This window comes from Paracoccus albicereus (assembly GCF_024359525.1).
In the GTDB taxonomy this organism is placed as follows: Bacteria; Pseudomonadota; Alphaproteobacteria; order Rhodobacterales; family Rhodobacteraceae; genus Paracoccus; species Paracoccus albicereus.
On sequence record NZ_JAKZEU010000006.1, the window covers coordinates 115,917 to 134,636 of the forward strand.

22 protein-coding genes are annotated in these 18,720 nt (G+C 64.4%); 1 reads left to right on the forward strand and 21 read right to left on the reverse strand.

The window, feature by feature from the left end; translation table 11 throughout:
* From MLD63_RS15805 to MLD63_RS15905, 21 genes are all read right to left on the reverse strand, one after another.
* Entirely contained in the window at positions 1–3,873 is a 3,873-nt protein-coding gene (locus tag MLD63_RS15805) for a baseplate multidomain protein megatron (RefSeq protein ID WP_255330882.1), read from the reverse strand.
* A gap of 22 nt (positions 3,874–3,895) precedes the next feature.
* Entirely contained in the window at positions 3,896–4,324 is a 429-nt protein-coding gene (locus tag MLD63_RS15810; RefSeq protein ID WP_255330883.1) for a C40 family peptidase, read from the reverse strand.
* Complete coding sequence (locus MLD63_RS15815) at positions 4,314–5,204, reverse strand: phage/gene transfer agent baseplate hub protein (RefSeq protein WP_255330884.1); 891 nt, start codon at positions 5,202–5,204, stop codon at positions 4,314–4,316. The genes MLD63_RS15810 and MLD63_RS15815 overlap by 11 nt, the downstream gene beginning before the upstream one ends.
* A complete protein-coding gene (locus tag MLD63_RS15820; RefSeq protein WP_255330885.1) occupies positions 5,201–5,833 on the reverse strand; it encodes a DUF2460 domain-containing protein in 633 nt (210 codons plus the stop codon). The genes MLD63_RS15815 and MLD63_RS15820 overlap by 4 nt, the downstream gene beginning before the upstream one ends.
* A gap of 9 nt (positions 5,834–5,842) precedes the next feature.
* Positions 5,843–6,493, reverse strand: a complete 651-nt coding sequence (locus tag MLD63_RS15825; protein ID WP_255330886.1) for an RcGTA-type gene transfer agent tail tape measure protein — start codon at positions 6,491–6,493, stop codon at positions 5,843–5,845.
* Positions 6,494–6,526: 33 nt separating this feature from the next.
* Positions 6,527–6,736: a phage tail assembly chaperone gene (locus MLD63_RS15830; protein WP_255330887.1), complete on the reverse strand. Its 210-nt coding sequence runs from the start codon at positions 6,734–6,736 to the stop codon at positions 6,527–6,529.
* Positions 6,733–7,044: a gene transfer agent family protein gene (locus MLD63_RS15835; protein WP_255330888.1), complete on the reverse strand. Its 312-nt coding sequence runs from the start codon at positions 7,042–7,044 to the stop codon at positions 6,733–6,735. The genes MLD63_RS15830 and MLD63_RS15835 overlap by 4 nt, the downstream gene beginning before the upstream one ends.
* Positions 7,044–7,457 (reverse strand): phage major tail protein, TP901-1 family, encoded by a 414-nt coding sequence (locus MLD63_RS15840; RefSeq protein WP_255330889.1) that lies wholly within the window; start codon positions 7,455–7,457, stop codon positions 7,044–7,046. Before MLD63_RS15840 ends, MLD63_RS15835 begins: the two co-directional genes overlap by 1 nt.
* Positions 7,458–7,470: 13 nt before the next feature.
* Positions 7,471–7,890 (reverse strand): DUF3168 domain-containing protein, encoded by a 420-nt coding sequence (locus tag MLD63_RS15845; RefSeq protein WP_255330890.1) that lies wholly within the window; start codon positions 7,888–7,890, stop codon positions 7,471–7,473.
* 3 nt (positions 7,891–7,893) lie between these two features.
* Positions 7,894–8,226, reverse strand: a complete 333-nt coding sequence (locus MLD63_RS15850; RefSeq protein WP_255330891.1) for a head-tail adaptor protein — start codon at positions 8,224–8,226, stop codon at positions 7,894–7,896.
* Positions 8,226–8,840 carry a head-tail connector protein gene (locus MLD63_RS15855; RefSeq protein ID WP_255330892.1) on the reverse strand — a complete coding sequence of 205 codons (615 nt, stop codon included), beginning with the start codon at positions 8,838–8,840 and terminating at the stop codon, positions 8,226–8,228. The genes MLD63_RS15850 and MLD63_RS15855 overlap by 1 nt, the downstream gene beginning before the upstream one ends.
* A gap of 189 nt (positions 8,841–9,029) precedes the next feature.
* Positions 9,030–10,202, reverse strand: a complete 1,173-nt coding sequence (locus MLD63_RS15860) for a phage major capsid protein (RefSeq protein WP_255330948.1) — start codon at positions 10,200–10,202, stop codon at positions 9,030–9,032.
* Positions 10,203–10,299: 97 nt separating this feature from the next.
* Complete coding sequence (locus MLD63_RS15865) at positions 10,300–10,830, reverse strand: HK97 family phage prohead protease (protein ID WP_255330893.1); 531 nt, start codon at positions 10,828–10,830, stop codon at positions 10,300–10,302.
* A gap of 1 nt (position 10,831) precedes the next feature.
* A complete protein-coding gene (locus MLD63_RS15870) occupies positions 10,832–11,065 on the reverse strand; it encodes a GTA head formation protein, RCAP_rcc01685 family (RefSeq protein ID WP_255330949.1) in 234 nt (77 codons plus the stop codon).
* A gap of 4 nt (positions 11,066–11,069) precedes the next feature.
* Positions 11,070–12,272 (reverse strand): phage portal protein, encoded by a 1,203-nt coding sequence (locus MLD63_RS15875; protein ID WP_255330894.1) that lies wholly within the window; start codon positions 12,270–12,272, stop codon positions 11,070–11,072.
* 81 nt (positions 12,273–12,353) lie between these two features.
* The gene (locus MLD63_RS15880) at positions 12,354–13,700 is read right to left on the reverse strand and encodes a DNA-packaging protein (protein ID WP_255330895.1); all 1,347 of its coding nucleotides are present in this window, start codon (positions 13,698–13,700) and stop codon (positions 12,354–12,356) included.
* Positions 13,651–14,082, reverse strand: a complete 432-nt coding sequence (locus MLD63_RS15885) for a hypothetical protein (protein WP_255330896.1) — start codon at positions 14,080–14,082, stop codon at positions 13,651–13,653. Before MLD63_RS15885 ends, MLD63_RS15880 begins: the two co-directional genes overlap by 50 nt.
* 271 nt (positions 14,083–14,353) lie before the next feature.
* Positions 14,354–14,791, reverse strand: a complete 438-nt coding sequence (locus MLD63_RS15890; protein ID WP_255330897.1) for a hypothetical protein — start codon at positions 14,789–14,791, stop codon at positions 14,354–14,356.
* An 80-nt stretch (positions 14,792–14,871) separates the two neighbouring features.
* A complete protein-coding gene (mltG, locus tag MLD63_RS15895) occupies positions 14,872–16,053 on the reverse strand; it encodes an endolytic transglycosylase MltG (RefSeq protein ID WP_255330898.1) in 1,182 nt (393 codons plus the stop codon).
* Positions 16,053–17,315 (reverse strand): beta-ketoacyl-ACP synthase II, encoded by a 1,263-nt coding sequence (fabF, locus tag MLD63_RS15900; protein WP_255330899.1) that lies wholly within the window; start codon positions 17,313–17,315, stop codon positions 16,053–16,055. Before fabF ends, mltG begins: the two co-directional genes overlap by 1 nt.
* A gap of 151 nt (positions 17,316–17,466) precedes the next feature.
* A complete protein-coding gene (locus tag MLD63_RS15905) occupies positions 17,467–18,333 on the reverse strand; it encodes a LysR family transcriptional regulator (protein WP_255330900.1) in 867 nt (288 codons plus the stop codon).
* 141 nt (positions 18,334–18,474) lie between these two features.
* Between MLD63_RS15905 and MLD63_RS15910 the strand changes: the two genes are divergently transcribed.
* On the forward strand, positions 18,475–18,711 hold the full coding sequence (locus tag MLD63_RS15910; RefSeq protein WP_255330901.1) for a DUF1127 domain-containing protein: 237 nt from the start codon (positions 18,475–18,477) through the stop codon (positions 18,709–18,711).
* Positions 18,712–18,720: the final 9 nt, after the last annotated feature.

Below are 18,720 nucleotides of genomic sequence, written 5' to 3' on the forward strand. Positions count from 1 at the left end.
TCAGAAAACCTCTTTGATGAACGGCCCGGCACCCACAAGCTCGGACAATTGCGCGACAGCGATCGTGATCGCCCCTGTTGTCCGTGTCTCCGTCCAGACCGTCTCCGGGATGGTATATTCGGGGCGGGTGACGGTCGCCTCATGGACGGTCGCGCCACCGCTCTGAATCCGAACAAGATACTCTTCTCGGCTCTCACCCAGCGGGACATCGGTTCCTTCCCAGCCATCGCCCTCTATGCGGGTCCTGCGCACCCACGATATGCGACGCCCATCAAGACGAAGATGACAGGGCGCGTAGGGCCGCAGGCCGATCCCGCGAAGGCTCAACGGCAGCGAACGATAACTCGGGTCATCGGCAGCCTTCTTGGCTGGACCAATCCGCCAGAAACGTTCTTGCCCACGCCAGGCAGGCGGTACTGAGATCTGCTCAACAGCCTTGTTTAGAAGGACGACGACGCTACCAGCCGGCCACAATTCGGGCATGATCCCATCGGTGCCTGCCTGACCGCGAAGCCTGTCGCTGATTTCCCAGCGTCCGTCACCCAAAGGTGTGGCAGTTCCGAACTGGAAAACTTCCCAAGATCCGCCCTGTCCGTTACCGATAGCCATAGCGTTGGCGCCAGCCAGCAGGCCCGCCATCGAAGCGGCTGACAAGTTTCCACCCTTGATACGAACGCGTAAAGGCGATCCCCGGTCCACCAGACCGATACGCGCGCGTCGTAAGCCGGTCTCTGTCACACCCACGACGGCACAGCGCGTTGCAACGCCTTGGTATTCATAGCCGCCTGCTGGATCAACTGACGCAAAGGCAGCGACGCTGCCCTGCCACGGTGTCGCCGTCGCCGCGAGATACGGAGCATGCGGCAATTCATCCCCGCGCAGAAGTGGCAGATCTAGGAACGTCGCCCAAACAGGCATCAGCGGACGATAGGCGGGCCCTCCCGCAACTTCGAGAAGCGACTCAGCCGGTTGGTAGGCTCCATCATCAACCCTAACTGCATCGACCAGACCAACACCGGCCCTTTCAACTCGGTCGATACGCCAGCGATAATGCTCAGCGACGCCATCTTCGAAGCGAATGATGTCACCCGCCCCCAACTGCGCCCGCGACGGAGGTAACGCAAAGCGAACACTATCCCTGGCCACTCTGGATTCGGCGAGCCAGCGCTGCGCGATTGCACGACCTTCCGGGCGCGTAAGGGCAAGCGGATACTCGGTCTCGGACGTGACTGAGGATACATCGTCCGGCAGCATTGTCTCTGCCGTAGTCGTTTCGTAATCGCCCCCCGCTTCAATATGCGTCAGGCGAATCTGCCCCGCGAGTTCTGGCTCGGGTGCCCGGGTCAACTCCAGCCCGCTCAGGTCATCGGAGAGCGCCAGATCGCTCGCCTTCAAGGTTGCTATCGCCCGCGCGGACCGGGTCACAAAGCGGATCATGCCATCCCGTTCGATCGCGTCGAAGCCGAAGGCAAGCATCAGCGGCTGCAGCGCCGAGCGTCCTGTCTCGGCACCCTCGAGCGCGAAACCGCGAACGAGTCCTTCAAGCCTTGTAACATCAATTTCGGTCACGCCAGCATCGACGCAAATATCTGTTACAACACCTGACAGCGGGACCGCGCCTGCACGACCGTTGAGCCAATGACCCCGCTCCCACGCCGGACCGTCGGACCACAGGTCGTGCCGCTGCGGGAATGCGGGGTAAGGCCGCGCATCCCAGCACCAGACATGGGCACGCCCCATATCGACTATCGCTCGTCCGTCAGCCATCCGCGGATTGTTAGCGGGATCGGCCCAATAGGCGTTGACAGCCTCAAGATAGGCAGCTTGCAAGGCGTCGTCGCGCATCCCGTTCGAGAAATGCGGCAACGCGCTTTCCGAGCTGAATGCATCAAGGAACTTGTTCGGCTGGTTGGTAGCCTTGTCCAGTGCCGCGCAGCCATACTCGGTAAACCAGAACGGCTTGGAGGCTGGCACCCATTCAGTAGGGGTCGACTTGCGAACGCCTCCGATCCGCTCGTGATGCGTGTTACCCCACCAACCGCGCAGATCCTTGTACCGCCAGACCCAAGGCTCATCGTGCGCGCCGTCGGTAATCGATACACGGCGCTGCGCCCGGCGGTCATCTTCGGATGGGTAGTACCAGTCGTAGCCTTCGCCACCAGCCACGTTCGCGGCAAGATAACGCGGATTGCGCACGCTGCCCCAGTGCGCATCGAGATGGTCGTCTCCATCCCGCCAATCGGACAGCGGCATGTAATTGTCGATACCGACAAAGTCGATATTGGCGTCAGCCCACAGCGGATCGAGGTGAAACCGCACGTCCCCGCCGCCCGGGTGGTGCCCAAAATACTCCGACCAGTCCGCAGCGTAGCTGAGCTTGACATCGGGCCCCAGGATTCTACGGCAATCAGCCGCGAGACGGACCAGGGCGGCCACCGCAGGGTAACGTCCGCCCGACGTCCGGATCTGGGTCATCCCAACCATTTCCGACCCGATCAGGAAGGTGTCGACACCGCCTGCCGCCGCACAAAGATGGGCGTAGTGTAGAATGAAGCGTCGATACGACCATTCGGACGGCCCGCTATATAGAATGCGAGTACCGTCACGCTGAAAATCCTCCACCTTCGCTGTGCCGAAAAACTGCGCCACTTCTGCGGCTGCAGCGGCGCTCCCGTCGGTTGAGCCGGCCTGCCCCGGAGCCTTCTCAGTGGTGATGCGTCCTCGCCAAGGCATGGGCGCCTGTTCGCCTCCACCGTAGGGATCCGGCAAACCGTTGCCCTCCTGCTGTTCCATCAGAATGAACGGATAGAACACGGCCTTTCGTCCGGATGCCGCAAGCGCTCGCAACGCCTCCACAACAGACTGATCGCCCGGCGTGCCGCCATAGATCGGTCGACCATCGCGCCGCGCAACCTCGCGCGCGCTTTCACGTGCAATTCCGCCTGCCCGCCACGGCATGTTGCCGCCATCACGCTCCCGGTATTCGACCTTGGGCCTCACCTCGCACCGGCCGATCCTCAGATCGTCGCCGAACCAGGACACAACCAGCGATACCGATTTCGCTCGCGGCAACTCTCGTTCTAGAACCTTGAGCGAGGCAGAGAAATCCGTCCCTCCAAGCGGCGTGTTCTCATTGAATGCGACGGTCTCACCAAGACCAAGGTCAGCCTCGACTCGACTCGTAGCCAACGCATATTCGCCCGTACCGGGGATCATCGCGACGGCGCGAACGTCGCGGCTGACACCGCCTCCAGTCTGGGCCGGTCGCGTGACCTCGAAGGACAACTGCGGCATGCGGTTGCCCCATCGCTCAAGGCTCAGGTTTTCCAACACGACGTAGGCGATGCCACGATAGGCCGGGGCCTCTGCTCCTTCCCACGAAACAATGGCGGAATCAGGCAGCTGGCTCTCATCGCCTTCATAGACGCGCATGTTGAGGTCGTCGGCGGTGACTTCCTCTCCGTCAGCCCAGACTCGACCGACACCATTGATCGCACCTTCGCAGAGCGCCAACGCGACCGACATCGTGTAACTGATTTCGGTGACCTGCGGCTGCGGGGCACCCTTTCCCGCGCCGCCCTGCGACGTGCGCACTTCCTCCAACGGCGACGCCCAGATGACATGGCCAGGCACCCGCATCTGACCCCAGACCTTTGGGATGTGCATGCCTTCGCCTGCCGACTGAAGGCGCAAGCGGTCGATCCGCCCCGTCTCGACCGGCTTCGAGCCCTGCCCCAGCAGGCGCTGGTCGATGACGCGTCCCACCGACGCACCGACTGCACGACCAACCACTGCCCCGGAAAGGCCCAGCAATGTTCCACCGAAGCCGGAACCCAGCGATGCTCCGACGGCAGATAGGACCAACGTGGCCATGGGCGTTCTCCTGAAAGTCAGGTCATGGGAAAAGGAACCTGGCGGCGATGCGTCGTCGCCAGGGCGTACTCAGCGGGCTCTCGACAACGCCATGACGGTCGTAAGCGTGAATGAAGGCCGCGTGCTCTCCCGTCTCGGACAGCACGCCCAGATGTTTCGCAACGCCGCCTTGACGCATCCGGAACAGAAGCACCTCACCCGGCACCTCGACCGCTGCCGCATGCACCGGTCGCAGGTGCCGCAACGCACCGGCCAGCAACACTTCTTCTCGGCCGCATTCGCCCCAATCTGGGGTGTAGGCCGGCGCCACTTCTGGTTCAGAGCCGTAGCGCTCACGCCACAAGCCGCGGATCAGACCAAGACAGTCCGTTCCGGCGCCATTTGCGCTGTGTTGATGAATGTATGGGGTCCCGATCCAGCGCCGCGCCATATCAACGACGTCAGCTGTCATCGCCCGACCTGCCGCTGTAAGGCTGAAACTGCGCAACCACGGCAACATCCTTGCGGCGCTTTTCGACCTGAGGCGCGACTAGCCAATCCTCTCCCGGCATGTGCGGAAAGCCACGAAAATTCAGATAGTTGTCGAACTTATCGCGACAGCAGGCCCCGCTCTTGTCGCAGCCCGCGGTCAAGCTTACCCTGTCGCCCACCGCCATAGGTGCGCTTGCAGCAGCCCAAAGTTCGATCTGCCGGCGCCCAACTGAAAGCAGACGGTCGTTTTTGATGGGCGCCGTGACACCCGAGCAGGCGCCACTAAGGACACTCATCGACCCATGGTCGAACCAACGCGCCCTGTAACCCACCAGGGTATCGATCCGAAACGTCCTGTCATCGTCAATCGCGACGATACTCGCTTCGACCCGCAATTGTGCCTGCTCAAGATCGACCTTGCACCAACGATCGCCCAAGCGGGCCGAACAACGCGGGTGATAGGCCCGTCCCATGGACTTGTTTAGCGCCTCGGACAGGCCACGCAGCTCGGCACGAAAGCCGCCACCTCGTCGTGACACCTCGCCGATATGACCACGAAATGCCAAACGCCGCTGAGAAGGATCGCTCCAGTCTACTTCCCACATGCTCAGTTCCGCACCATCCCATCGCCCAGCGATCAGGTCGGTCTCGGTGATGGCTTCGTCGCTCAGCGCGCCTTCAGCCTCGGTGTTGTCGACCGAAAGTCCGACCGCCTGCACAAGAGCGCGCGCCGACAGTCCGCTATCCGGTCGAAAGACCACACCATCGAATTCCAAGGGGCCGTCGTGATCAGTAAACCCCAATGTGGTGCCGTCTGACCGGTTGATCCGCCAAGCGCGCGCGATCGTTGTCGTCGTCATATCCGCACCTCGATGATGGGAACCTGCGGCAGATCGCCTGCTCGGAAGGACGCCACCGATACCGCGATCCGGTCGGTGTCGAAGCGCACGGGCACGTCGAACTCGAAACCAGCCGTAACGCTGGCGCCGACGTCCGGCGGAACCGCAAAAGTGCAGGTACCCGTGTCATGGTCGATGGCGTAATCGAGCGTCTGAACTCTTTCGACGCCGCCAACACCAGCTCGGACACTGTTAAGAACCGGCTTCTGGATCGGCCGCAGGTAACTCACCCCGCCGGACGAATAAGCCTTCGTCAGCGAGAATTCACGCCGGACTCCGTCGCCGATGCCGATGACCTGATCTTCGAATCCCGGTTGGACCGAGGGCGCACAGCTCTTGTGATCGGCCCAGTCCTTCCAGCGAAAGCCATGCATCTGTCCGCCGCGCGCCTCGAAGAAGGCCAGAAGCTCGGACATGTCGTCCAAGGATCGCAGTCCCATTCCCGCATCGTAGCGCCGACGCGAGTGCGCCCAAGGACTGTTGCGCTCTTCGAAGCCACTGGTCAGCGTGACGATCTCGGTCCGGCGCTCAGGACCTCCGATCGACCCCAGTGACAGGTTTGCGGGAAAGCGCACATCATGAAATGCCATTCTTGGACCTCACCCGTTCCGTTCACCACGAGCCAGTGCGCGGCCCAATTGCGCCGCGATTTGCGACTGACTTCGGCGGAATCCTTCGACGTCCGGTGTCGAGATGTTGATGGTGACCTGAGTTGCGCGACCACCTTGCGTCGCGACACCCAATCGACCGTCGGCGCCACGGGTCAGTGGCATGATCGCTTCTGGTCCCGCCTCGCCCATGAGCCCCGTGGCGCCGCGCATGGGGAAATGCGTCGGCTGCGTCACCACGCCGCCCTTCGCAAAGGCCATCACCCTACCCTGGCTGAAGGCGCCGCCATCGGCGAAGGGTTTGACGCCTGAGATCATGTTGCCGAGACCGCCAGCGATGGAACCTGCCAGCGCCTGCTCGACGGGCTTCATGGCGATGGAATAAATCGTGTCGGCCATCGTTCGCGCGACGCCCTTCAGCGCGTCTGATAGTTTAAGTCCATCAAAGGCCACCCCCTCGAAGGCTCTCCTCAGACCGCCTTCGAGACCCGAGGACAAAGTGCCGACCTCACGGCTGGTGAACATCATGGATTGGCGCAGCCGCGCCAGTTCACGCTCGAATTCCGCGGTCACGCGGCCACCTTGATCGAACCCCTCGTCCAGACGGTCCGACGCGCTGTCGAACCCGCTTCTGTCTGCCATGTCCGCGCTCCTCGTCATGCTTCCGGATCAAGCCTAGCGTTGGTCCGGATATTTAGCGGCAAGTTCGGCCAGCCGATCCCGCGTCATCATCTTGGGGTGCGCATCAACGCCCAGCATCATCGCCAACTCCGCTGGGCTGAGCGCCCAAAAGTCGGCGGGCTTCAACCCCAGTCCGCGAATGCCCGCTCGCATCAGTCCGGGCCAGTCGAGCCCATTTGCTTTCGCGTCCGAGCCGACACTCATGCGAAGCGAAACGCTCGTGCGAGCAATTCAGCCGCCGAGCGTGCAGCGCCGAGTGGCCCGCCACCGATATCCGCGTTGAGCAAATCGCCGGTGTCGCCTCTCCAGCCGCCGCCGCGCAACCCGGCGACCAGAACCGCCAGAACGTCCCGGCTGCGAAACTGACCACTCTCGAAGCGCTCGACCATCGCCAGTAGGCTGTCATCTCCCAACGATGCCTCCATCTCAGCCAATGCGCCGAGCGTCAGCTTGGCGGTCTGCGCGCGGCCATCGATCACGACCGAGACCTCCCCGGATTGCGGGTTAGCCATCACATCGCCTCGAATGTCAGGGCCCCGGCCGAGGACATGCTCAGCTCGTAGGTCGCCTCGCCGTTGTAGCTGCCGGAATACTCCAGACTGGTGATCTGGAAGGGACCTTCGACAGTGCCGAAATCAGGGATGATGACCTGATAGCGCGGCATCTCTCCGTCAAAGAAAATCTGTCTTGCTCGTCCATCCGTGCTGGCGTCACGGAACACACCCGAGCCTGACAGGGTCGCGCTGCGCATCCCCGCACCGCCCAGCAACTCGCGCCAGCCGCCCTCGCTCTCCAGGCTTGTGACGTCGACCGTCTCGGCGTTGAACGACAGTCGCGTTGCGCGCAGTCCGGCCACCGTTTCGAACGCGCCGTCGCCGGTCATGTCCATCTTGATCAGAAGATCACGTCCATTCTGTACAGCCATCGGTCCCTACTCCTCAGCCTAGATCAATTCGGGCGCGGAAGGTCAGATCGACTCGCCGCGCCGCGCCGTTTTCAACCCGTCGCGCCTTGGCGCGTTGGAACCAGATCGCCGTCAGATGTCCCTGCTCCAGTTCGACACCGCCGTTCTCCAGCGCGTCCGACACTGCAGCCGCGACGCGCTTGACCGAATGGAAGCCAACGCTCTGATCGCTTCCGGCTAGAACCGACACGACGAAGTCATGACGTGAACCGCGTCCGGTCATATCACCCGCATCGACGGCATCTTCGGGGCCTAATGAGACATAGGGCCCGCTTGGAGCCTCGACCGGCATCGCGTCAAAGATCGAATCCCCGATCAGATCCGACAGGGCCGGATCGTCGCGCAGATGGCGATATACGGCCGCCTGAAGCGCCACTGACGATGAATAGCTCATGCCTCAATTCTCCTCGTGCGCGAAGCAGGTCAGCCAGCGTCCATCAGCGCCATCTTCGGTCACCGCATCGATCAGGAAGAACCGTCCCGCCATACGCAGCCTCTGCCCTGGACGGGGCCGCCTGGGGTCGCCCGGACGGGCGCCGCGCAGTGTGATCCGCCAGTTGGCCACGCTGACCGGCCCAACCTCGCCGCCGCGTTCGCGGCCGCTGCCGCTTTTCAGCTCGGCCCAAAGCCGCGCGACGGGCCGCCAGTGCAGCCCGTGTCCGCCCATTCCGTCGGAAACCCGCTCGGCCTCTTCCAGGATCAGCGGGGTGCAAAGCCGTGGTGCGACCATCACCGGGCCTCCCGGCTGCCGCGCCCGGCAAGCGTGCGGATCTGCCTCCAGCGGTCGATCAGCGCGCTCACGCCATGCGGTACGCCGCTACGCGACCCATCAAATCCGCGATCCTCGTAATAGCGCGATGCCAGCATCAGCACAGCCTGCGCCAGATCGCCCGGCACGTTCGACCAAGCCTGTCCGAAACCGGCCGTGAAGGTGATCGTGACCATGCCCCGACGCGGCACATGAGGCAGGATCACACCGGCAGGCAGGATCGTCGGCCGTTGCAAGTCGGGAACCAGACGCCAGTTCTCGACCGGCAATTCCGTGACCGTTCCGTTGCCGTCGTCGATCTCGATCCGGTCGACGGATAGGACCGGAGCAAGCGGCAGCGTCTGACCCAGCCGGTCGCGCCAGTCATCCAGCTGCATCCGGAAGCGGCGCGTCAGAAGCACCTTGCCTGTCCGCGCCTCGATCGTCGCGATCGCGGCACGCAGGAAGCCAGCCAGCGCCGCGTTCTCGGCCGCATCGTCCACCAGGTCGAAGCCCGAGCCGAGCCGCAAATATTCCGCGAGTTCGGCGATGGGCAGGGCATCCGCCGCAAGCGCCGCTTCTTCGATCAACATCATCCCTCGACCCTTCCGTCCTGCGTCAGCCCGCGTCCAAGTTGTCGGTAGCCGGGCGGCATCCGCCCGGCACCTTGACTAGATGCGAAAAGAGTGGGGCCGCGTCGCGCGGACGATTCCTGCACGCGCGGACAGCTGCAGGCGCCGCCTGTTCCGCGTGATGACGCGGCCCCTTTTTCGCCTGACGGATCGTCAGACGAACTTCATCAGCTTGATGGCCTTGAAGTCGGTCACGCCGCCGCCCACGCGCTTGGTCGCGTAGAACAGGACGTGGGGCTTGGCGCTGAACGGATCGCGGAGCACGCGCAGGTCGGGACGCTCGACGATCGTATACCCGGCGCGGAAGTCGCCGAAAGCGATTGCGGTCTCGCCGCTGTCAACCTCGGGCATGTCCTCGCTGGTTTCGACCGGATAGCCCAGAAGCAGCGCGGGCTGACCTGCCGCCAGCGAGTCGGTCCAGATGTAACGACCGTCGCTGTCCTTCAGTTTGCGCACCTGCGCGGCGGTCTTCGAGTTCATGACGAACGACGCATTGGCCCGGTACTCCGCCGCCAGGGCATAGACGAGATCGATCAGCGCATCGGCGGGATCGGTATCGGCAAAGCCGCCGATCGCACCGGAATCGACGGTGCCCAGCTGCCCGTCACCCTCGGTGCCGTTTGCGGCGGTCGGGTAGAACAAGATGCCTTTCGGCTTGTCGATGCCGTCGCCGTTGATGAAGGCAGCGGACTCGGCGCGCGCGAATTTCTCGCCGATCCGCTCGGCCAGCCAGCCCTCGACGTCGAACGCAGCGTCGTCCAGCAAACGCTGGCTCGCCTTGGGCATGGCCGACAGCTCGTGCAGGGGAATGGTGATGCGGTCGATGCCACCCGGCGCAGTCTCGGCGCTGGCTGTCTCGGTGGCCCAGCCCGCACCGGTGTCACCCTTGTCGACCAGCACTTCATAGGTCGCACTTTCGACCGTGACGACATTGGCCAGCTTGCGCAGCGAAGCGCTGGCGCTCAGCACGCTCTGCACGGTGTCGGCGACCTGCGGCGCAGCAAGAAAGCCGCCGTCGCCGGCGACAGTCAGGCCCTTTTCCTCGATGGAAAGGCCACGCAAGCCGTCATCAGCACCGCTGCGCAGATAGGCGTTGAAGGCTTTCTGATGCGGCACTTCGATCTCGGCTTCCGTCGACAAGGGCGCACGGCCCCGGAAAGCGGTCTTGCGGTCCAGCATGGTCATGCGTTTTTCCTGTGTTTGCAGACGATTTTCGATTTCTTCGCGAAAGGTCCTGAGCTCGTTGACGAACCCAAGCATGGCCCCCTTCAACTCACCGGGCGCATTGATTTCGGTGGCGCCGGTGGCGGATTTGCCCTCGGTCATGTCGGTCTCCTTGCGTGATTGGGTGGCCATCGCCTCCCGCTTTCGATGCTGCCCCCGCAGCGGTCGAACTGTCCGGACGCCGGGCGTCCTTCATCCTTCAGGCGCCGCGCAGCACCTCGGTCGCCGCAGCAAAGATCGCCGCGAATTCGCGCATATCATCGACGTCCTTCTGGCCAATTTTCGCCTCTGGCAGCATCGGGAACGTCACCAATGAGACCTCCCACAGATCCAGCTCGACCAGTTGACGGCGGCTCTTGCCGTCACGTTCGGCCCGCACGGTGCGATAGCCGATCGACAGACCGTCGATTGCGCCGGCCTTGATCAGCGCAGCCGCCTCGCGGGCCTGCGCGACGTCGGGCAGCAGTCGCCCCTTGACCCACAGCCCCTTGCCGTCCTCGCGGACCTCGTCCCAGACGCCGATCGGACGGGTCGGATCGTGCTGCCACAGCATCCGCACCTTGTCGCCTTTACCGGCAAGTCGCTTGAGACTTGCCGCGAATGCGCCGGGAAGCACCGAATCCCCGCCTTGATCGGTGACACCGAACAGGCTCGCATAGCCTTCGATGACCGAGTCATCGCTCAGCACCGGCGGACCGCCCACGAACTTCACCTCTAGCCCCAGATCCATCTCAGCCCCCTTTCGGCGCAAATTCCAGAATGCTCTGAACGGCCTGGGTCAGGATCACGGCAACGACGCCGTAAACCGTCATCCACAACCGCCGTTCCAGCCCCTCGATCAGCGACTCGATCTTCTCCAGTCGCTTCTCGACCGCACCAAACTGCAGCGCCATGATCCGCTCCTGGGTCTCGAAGCGCTGGTCGTGCCAGCCGAACGCGTCCTTCGCGAACCGCGACCCCTCCATGACCTCAGCCATCCTGATCCAGCGGCGGCAGCCCCAGCAGCGCGCGCTTCTCCGCGTCGGTCAGGAAGGAGGCCTCGCCGATCCGCTTCCACTGCTGGTCACGTTCCTCCGCCAGGGCCGGGATCTTGTCGGGATCGGGACGAAGCTCGATGACTTCGCCCAGATGTTCGGACAGCCACCACGCCACAGCCGCAGACACCCGTGTCGCAAGCGGCAAGACGGTCAAGCGGTAGAACGCGCGGTGCGCTTCGGCGTAATTGGCGTAGGTGGCGTCGCCGGGTATGCCCAGCAGCATCGGCGGCACGCCGAAGGCCAGCGCGATTTCGCGCGCGGCGGCCTGCTTGGTGGCATGAAACTCCATGTCGCTGGGGCTGAACCCCATCGGTTTCCAGTCCAGCCCGCCTTCCAGCAGCATCGGTCGGCCGGCGTTGCGCGCGCCTTGGTGATGCATCTCCATCTCGCCCACCAGACGGTCATACTGGTCGGGCGACAGGCTCCCCTGCCCGTCCAGCCCCTTATAGATAATGGCCCCCGAGGGCCGCGCCGCATTGTCCAGAAGCGCCTTGGACCAGGCGCTGGCGCTCGAATGCACGTCCAGCGCCACAGCCGCCGCCTGCATCGGGGACAACCCGTAATGGTCGTCCTGCGGATGGAAGCTCTTGATGTGACAGATCGGATCGGGACTGCCGGTCATGTCGAACCGGTGCTTGCGCCCCCCCACCGCATATTCGTAGGCGACGGGCCAGCCGTCCGCACCGGGTACGACGCTCATCCGGTCGGACCGCAGCACGTGCAGCTCCTCGGGCATCCCGGCCTCGGTCAGGCCCGCCGCTTCCAGATAGCCATTGCCCGACAGCAGCAACTGCCCGAACAGCGCCTCGAACAGTTCCGCCCGCCCCTGACCAGGATTGGGGCGGCGCAGCAGGTCCAGCACGGGATGTGTGTCGAAGCGGCGCTCGGCGTCCTCGCAAATCAGCGGGACAGCCGCCGCAGCCTCGGCGATCAGCTTGACAGAGCGGAAGCCGACCGGATTTCCGACAAAGCCACCCCGCGTCAGGCTCGACGTGTCGCGCGGCGACCAGGCGACCCGGCCCGAGCCGCTCGCGAAAGCCACGATCCGCCCGGTTGCGCTCGCCTTCTTCTCAACCACCGGGGCTGGCGCCGCGTCCGCCACGCCATTCCCCCGTGAAAACAATCGAAACGCCATGCCTTGCCTCCTGGCCTCCAGGTACGAAAAAGGGCCGCCCCGCAGGGCAGCCCTTTGCTTGTCTTCGATGTCGTCTCGGCCCTACAGCGAGCGCATCTGCGGCCGCCGATAACTCGCCGCCGGCTCGATGATCAGGTCGTGGAACGCCCAGACCATCGCATCCAGCCGGTCGGGGCTGCCGCGCCCCTCGAAACCGCGCACCGTCATCTGGCAAAGCTGATCCTCCAGCGCGCCCAGATTGCCGCGCCGCAGATGCTTGATCCGCCCCTGCTCGTACAGCGCCGCCACCGGTTCCGCCCGCAGACCCTTGCCGCGCCCGGCCCGCAGGCCGCGGAACGGCACCAGCGGATCGATCTGCCGAATAACCTGTTCGACCAGATCGCCGCCCTGATTCACCTCGGCCACCAGCCTCTCGGCGCCGTGCCGGTCCATCGCCGCGATCGCGGCGCGCGCCCAGTCGGTCGGCCCGCCCTTCACAGTCGCGTCCTCCAACACATAGCCGCGCCACGCGCCCGGCTCGCCGTCACTGACCACGCCCGCGACCACGATGCCGCATTCGTCGCTGGCCTTGCCCGCTGTCACCGCCGGATCGACCGCGACGACAACGCGGCTCAGCTTCGGCGCCTCGTCCACCCGGCAAGCTTCCAGCATGGCGGTCGTCCACAGCGCGCCTTCCACGTCGTCCAGCAGCACCCCGTCCAGCTCCTGCCGGCCCAGCCGCGTGCCGCCATAGCGCTGCTCGACCTCGGCGAGGAAGCTCTCCGCCAGATAGGCGCGGTTTGCATCCGTCGGCGCGTGGGTCGTCACCGTGCTCGCGTTCTTCAGGATCCGCTTCAGCACGCCCACATTGCGCGGCGTCGTCGTGATCACCTGCTGCGGATGCTCCCCAAGACGCAGTGCGAATTGCAACATGTCCCAGGTGTCTTCCGCCTTTTTCCACTTCGCCAGCTCGTCCACCCAGGCCGCGTCAAATTGCGGCCCGCGCAGGGCTTCGGGCTCATGCGCCGAATAGACCGTCGCGGTCGCGCCGTTGGCCCAGACCAGCCGACGGCGTCCCGCTTCCCAGAGAGGGCGGCGGTCGGGCGGCGAACAGGCGAGAATACCGCTCTCGCCCATCACCATCACCTCGCGGGCCTGATCGAACGTCTCGCCGACCAGCGCCACGCGATGGCACTTGCCGGGTGCGACGGGGGTCGAGCCTTCGACCAGCCGCCGCACCCATTCGGACCCGGCGCGGGTCTTGCCCGCACCGCGTCCGCCCATGATGACCCAGCTCTTCCAGTCACCTTCGGGCGGCAACTGATGCGGCAGCGCCCAGAACTCGAACAGCCATGGCAGGCTCATCAGCGCGTTCTCGCTCAGCCCGCCCAGGAACTCGTCAACTTCCCGCGGCTCGGCGGAGGCAAGCCAGGCGGCGCCCGACCTCATCTCGTGCCGCGTCAAGGTCGAGGCTTCCGCCGCCGATGCTTCCGGCAATGTCCTTGCGAAGTTTGTCAACCTTATCCCTTTCCCGTCTCAGGTCGGTGAGAGCATCACGAACCTCGCGCGCCGACTTGACTGCCTTCTTCAGGGCGTCCGCGTCGATGTGAACATGACGCCCAGCGCGCATGTCCTGATAGTCGCGCTGCATGTCTGCGACGTAGCTGAGAAAAAGCGACGAGATGAAATTCACCTCGTCGACGTTCTCGGCTTCCTTGGATTTATTCATCGCCTCGAGGATGACCTTACGATCTTCCTCAGGCAGATTTTCAAGGCCCGCCAAGGCCCCCACGGAACCGTCACCGGGCCCGCCCCACTCCATATCGTTCATGCAATCACTGTCCCGCCTCGTGTCTTTGTCCGCACGAGCGAGAAATGAAAAAGCGGCCCAAGGGGTGATGCCCCCGGCCGCCTGCCCACTTCTCCCAGCTTGCTTGTGTTCTACTCTAGGGCGTGCGGTGAGTCAATCGCAAACGCAGAGTGCGAGCCTTTAGCATCAGATTAAGACGATAAAACAAACCGTTAACCGCACGCAACACCAACAGTGCGCAACCGTGCAACGACGCAACCGCTGCACGGAAACTCAACCTTAGCGCGAATCCTCAACCCTTGCCGCTTGCCTTTGCGCGTGCCTCTGTCGCCGCTGCCACCGCGTTGCTGGCCTCTTCCTGCACCTTCTGCGCATAGGCCACCATATTGGCGGCATAGGCCTCGGCCCAGTCCGCCGCGGCATCCTCAGCCATGCCGCTTGCCCGGGCGCGCATTTCGACGGTCTTGCCTTCCATGCGGGCCGCCTCTGCGTCCCATTCGGTCTTGGCCTTCTGCCATTCCGCCCGGACCTTCTCGTCGGCCTCTTCGAAATAGCCCTTGATCTGCGCGTTCAGGTCGTCCTGCCGCTTCGCCGCCTGGTCACGCCAGCGACGCGCGTTTTCCATCAGGTCCTCGCCGCTCTTGCCAAGATCCTCCTGCCATTTCGCAACTCGCTTCTCCAGTTCCTCGGCATTGCGCGCCAGGGTCGAGAACATGTCGGACAGTTTCATCGCCGTCTCCCTCCACGGATGAAAGAATCATGACGCGACAACGGTTCGGCCCGCCCGGCAGTTCCGGGCGGCCAGCGCGATCAGCCGTCGCCCTGAACCGGCGAATCCGTGGCTTCGCCGCGCTGCGCCTCGATCTCGCGCCAGCGCGCGACGGCGGCGTTATGTTCCTCAAGCGTGCGCGAAAACTGATGCCCTCCGCTGCCATCGGCCACAAAGAAGATGTAGTCGGTCTCGGCCGGGTTCAGCGCCGCACGGATTGCCGCGACACCGGGGTTCGCAATTGGCGTGGGCGGCAGCCCGTCGATCCGGTAGGTGTTGTAGGGCGTCGTCGTGTCCAGTTCCGACCGCCGCAACCCGCGATCCAGGATCCCCTCGCCGCCCGTGACGCCATAGATCACCGTCGGGTCCGTCTCCAGCCGCATCCCCGATTCCAGCCGGTTGACGAAGACGCTCGCCACCGTCTCGCGCTCTTCGGCGATGCCGGTCTCCTTTTCGACGATCGAGGCCATGATCAGTGCCTCTTCAGGGCTGGCATAGGGCAACCCGAACGGCCGCGCGTCCCATTCCCGCTGCAGGATTGCCGTCTGCCTCGCCTGCATCTCGTTCAGCAGCGCGGTCCGATCGGCGCCGGCATCGACCTCGTAGGTATCCGGGGCAAGGCTGCCCTCGGCCGGCACCTCTGCCACCTCGCCGGACATGAACGCCGCCTGCTTCAGCCCTTCGACGATCTGCCAGCTTGTCACACCTTCTGCGACCGCAAAGCGCAGCCGGGCATCCGCCTGTTCGGCCGCCTGGGCGATCGCCTCCGGCACCGCACCATCGGCCGGATTGTGCCGCGCGATATCCTCGTAGGCGCCGGTCGCGGGATTGATGTCGCGCAGGATCACGTTGTTCTCGCGCACGCCGACGCGGAAAATCACCTCGGTCCCGCAGGTGGACGGGCCGCCCGCGGTGATCGTGCCGACGATGTCTTCCATGCTGGCGCCCGGCGGCACCATGTAGCTGCCAAACTTCAAATCGCGCGACTTGCCTGCGTAATCCGCCCCTGTCCGGAACACGTAGGCGGACGAGATCGCACCCTGTTCGGCCAGCTGCTGGCTCACCGCGTTCAGGCTCGCCCCCGGCGCGACCTGCACGCACTGCGCCACCTCGCTCGGGCCCGGCCCGGCATATTCACGCTTGCCCCACGCCACCGCCGCCGCCGCCGCGATCAGCAGCACGACCATCAGCGTGAACAGGTTCGAGGCGAGGTTGCGCCACATCAGCCGGCGACCTTGCCCAGAACCAGGCTCGCATTGGTTCCGCCGAAGCCGAAGCTGTTCGACAGCGCCACATCGACCTTGCGCCGCACCGCCGCGTTCGCCGCCAGATCGAGCACCGGCTCGACAGCCGGATCGTCCAGGTTGATCGTCGGCGGGCAGATCTGATCGCGGATGGCGAGGATGCAGAAGATCGCCTCGACCGCGCCCGCTGCGCCCAGCAGGTGCCCGATGCTCGACTTGGTCGACGACATCACGACATCCTTGGCGTGATCGCCCAGCAGCCGCTCGACAGCGCCAAGCTCGATCGTGTCGGCCATCGTGCTGGTCCCGTGCGCGTTGATATAGTCGATCCGGTCCGCCTCGATCCCGGCCGAGCGCAGCGCGTTCTTCATCGCCCGGAAGCCGCCATCGCCATCCTCGCTGGGTGCGGTGATGTGATAGGCGTCGCCAGACAGCCCATAGCCCAGCACCTCGGCATAGATCGTGGCCCCGCGCGCTTTCGCGTGTTCGTATTCCTCTAGCACGACGACGCCGGCGCCTTCGCCCATCACGAAGCCATCGCGGTCGTTGTCATAGGGCCGGCTTGCGGCCTTGGGATCATCCGCGCGCTTGGTGGACAGCGCCTTGCAGGCGTTGAACCCGGCGATCCCGATCTCGCTGATCGGCGCCTCGGCCCCGCCCGCGACCATCACGTCGGCATCGCCGAGCGCGATCAGCCGCGCCGCATCCCCGATGGCATGGGCGCCCGTCGAACAGGCGGTGACGACCGCATGGTTCGGCCCCTTGAAGCCGAAGCGGATGCTGACCTGCCCGGATACGAGGTTGATCAGCGCGCCCGGAATGAAGAAGGGAGAAACCCGCTTCGGCCCGCGCTCCTTGATCAGGACCGCCGTTTCCGCGATCGAGGTCAGACCGCCGATCCCGGACCCAATCATCACGCCCGTGCGCTCGCGATCCTCGTCCGTTTCGGGCTTCCAGCCGCTGTCCTCGACCGCCTGCTGGGCAGCGGCCATCCCGTACAGGATGAAATCATCGACCTTGCGTCGGTCCTTCGGCTCCATCCAGTCGTCGGGATTGAAGCTGCCGTCGCTGCCGTCGCCAAACGGGATTTCGCAGGCGTATTTCGTGACCACGTTCTCGGGGTCGAAACGCGTGATCGTGCCGGCACCGGACTCGCCCTTCAGCAGCCGATCCCACACATGTTCCACACCCGATCCCAGCGGCGTGACCAATCCCAGCCCGGTGACAACGACCCTGCGCATATGCCCGATCCTCACTTTGTTCTTTTGAAAACCTGATACACGCGGGTCGCAAAGGGCGCAACGACGCGCTGGCCGCAAAACCGGGACCCGCTGGGCCGCATTCCGCCCATTGCCCTGGAATCGGCGCGGTTTGCGGCCGTGAACAGACGCGTCACGCCGCCACGCGGGCCTCGTCCTGAACCGCACGGCGCAGATAGCCACCGAACTCGCCTGCCATCGCGGCGACCTTGCCCTTGGTCAGATACATGTTCAGCGACGCCGAGGGCAGCGGCGGCAGAGCGCCCCCGTGGTCGATCCGCTGCAGACCCTCGCGGGTATGCGTGCGCAGCAGGATGTTCACCCCCTGGTCGGCAGCCGTCATCATCAGGTTTCGCTCGCAACTGCCGACGCCCGAGGCGTGCTGCCATGCGATCCCGGCGCGGTTCAGCGCGGCGGTCCCCATGTGAAGGAACGCGCACCACAAGGCGTTGGTCAGCATCAAGGGCCGCTGCCGCCACGCGGTGCCATCGACCGCACCGACCCAGACCAGCGGGATCGTCATCAACACCGTGCCGTCCATCCCGCAATCCGCCTCGGTCGTCAGGATCACGTCCAGCTCACCCTGCTCGAACTGCTTCAGCAACGCGACGCTCGCGCCGTCGTTCAACACGATCTCGACGTTCGGATGCGCTTCGCGGAAACGCCGCACCGCCTGCGTCAGGTGCAGCGGCGGCCAATCCGTCGTCAGCCCCACCCGCAGCCTGCAATCCGGCGTCACGCCGGTGAACCGCGCAATGATCGCGTCGTTCTGGGCGACGAGCTTGCGGCTTTCTGTCAGCAGCAGTTGCGCGAATTCGCTGAGCACGATGCCCCGTCCCTGCTTTTCCAGCAGCGGTCGGGCAAAGACTTCCTCCAGCCGCTTGATCTGCATCGACAGCGCGCTTTGCGTCATGTTCAACGCCTCGGCCGCGCGAGTGACGGCGCCATATTCCGCCACAGCCTGAAGCGAGCGCAGGGTGGCGATATCCAGGTTCCGCATTGCCCAATCCTCGTGATGCCTGGGATCAAAATCATTCATTTTACGAATGTGCTAAGCAATCCCATCATATCACTAAAGACGATCAATGAAAGACAATCATTCATCGATGCTGATGATACGATTGATCAGGAGGATTGAACGATGACGACCCGCTCGACCGCGCTTCTGCGCGTTGTGACCGGCACGGGGATCATTCCACGGCCGCGCTGGCTGGAACGCGTGCTGACTGCCTTCGATGTCCGGAAAAGCCGCATCGACCTTGGCCGGCTGACCGACCAGCAGCTGCAAGATATCGGGCTGACCCGCGAACAGGTTGCGGCGGAAATCCGTCGCAATGCCTGGGACGCGCCGGAATACTTCCGCGCCCGGACATGCTGACCTAGCCGC